General features: G+C 67.6%; 2 protein-coding genes. Both read right to left on the reverse strand.

Annotation, left to right across the window (positions count from 1 at the left end; genetic code table 11):
* Window positions 1-879, reverse strand: an 879-nt coding sequence (locus tag QSK45_RS37985) for an alpha-amylase family glycosyl hydrolase (protein WP_285563521.1), incomplete at its 3' end; no start/stop codon positions are given.
* Window positions 876-1,350: alpha-glucosidase C-terminal domain-containing protein (locus QSK45_RS37990; protein WP_285563522.1), on the reverse strand; the 475-nt coding region annotated here is incomplete at its 5' end. The genes QSK45_RS37985 and QSK45_RS37990, both read right to left, overlap by 4 nt.

The raw sequence follows: 1,350 nt of genomic DNA on the forward strand, positions 1-1,350 counted from the left end.
GCGCGGCATGACGGGGAAGTGGAAGGCCATGTGGCACTCGTCGCCGCCGCTCGGGAAGTCGCCGAAGTAGTCGACGACGTCCTCGGGCCACTGGTTGGCCTCCGCCAGCAGCACCGTGTCCGGGTACTGGGTGTCGATCTCCTTGCGCACCCGCTTCAGGAACTGGTGGGTGGCGGGCAGGTTCTCGCAGTTGGTGCCCTCGCGCTGGTACAGGTACGGCACCGCGTCCAGCCGGAACCCGTCGATGCCGAGGTCCAGCCAGAACCTCAGCGCGGAGATCATCTCCTCCTGCACCGCCGGGTTCTCGTAGTTGAGGTCCGGCTGGTGCGAGAAGAAGCGGTGCCAGTAGTACTGCTTGCGTACCGGGTCGTACGTCCAGTTGGACGCCTCGGTGTCCACGAAGATGATGCGGGCGTCCCCGTACTGCTTGTCGTCGTCGGCCCAGACGTAGTAGTCCCCGTACGGGCCGTCCGGGTCCCGCCTGGACTCCTGGAACCACGGGTGCTGGTCGCTGGTGTGGTTCATGACGAAGTCGATGATCACGCGCATGCCCCGCTGGTGGGCGGCGTCCACGAACTCCACGAAGTCGGCGAGGTCGCCGAACTCGGGGAGCACCGCGGTGTAGTCCGAGACGTCGTACCCCCCGTCTCTCAGGGGCGACTTGAAGAACGGCGGCAGCCACAGGCAGTCGACGCCGAGCCACTGGAGGTAGTCGAGCTTGGCGGTCAGGCCCTTGAGGTCGCCGACGCCGTCGCCGTTGCTGTCCTGGAAGGAGCGGACCAGGACCTCGTAGAAGACGGCACGCTTGAACCAGTCCGGGTCCCGGTCCCGGGCGGGTGTGTCCGCGAAGGTGTCCGGGACGGGCTCGTTGACGATCATGTGATGGGTGACCCTCCGATCTGCGGGTTGGACGGTCGCAGGACGGTGAACACGTGCGCGGGCCGGCGGCCCGGTTCGAGGCGCACGTAGTTGGCCCTGCCCCAGTGGTAGGTCTCGCCGGTCAGCTCGTCGCGCACCGGCACCGACTCGTGCCATTCCAGGCCGAGTTGCGGCATGTCCAACGAGACCGTGGCCTCCTGGGTGTGGTGGGGGTCGAGGTTGGCGACGACCAGAACCGTGTTCGAACCGCTCCGCTTGGAGTAGGCGATCACCGCGTCCTTGTCGGCGTGATGGAAGTGCAGGTCACGCAGCTGGCGCAGGGCGGGGCTCCGCCGCCGGACCGCGTTGAGGCGGGTGATGAGGGGTGCGATGGTGCGGCCCTCGCGTGCGGCGGATTCCCAGTCGCGGGGCCGGAGCTGGTATTTCTCCGAGTGCTTGTACTCCTCGCTCCCCTCGCGCAGCGCGGTGTTC

The sequence above is a fragment of the Streptomyces hygroscopicus subsp. hygroscopicus genome (assembly GCF_030269125.1).
Classification (GTDB): domain Bacteria; phylum Actinomycetota; class Actinomycetes; order Streptomycetales; family Streptomycetaceae; genus Streptomyces; species Streptomyces hygroscopicus_C.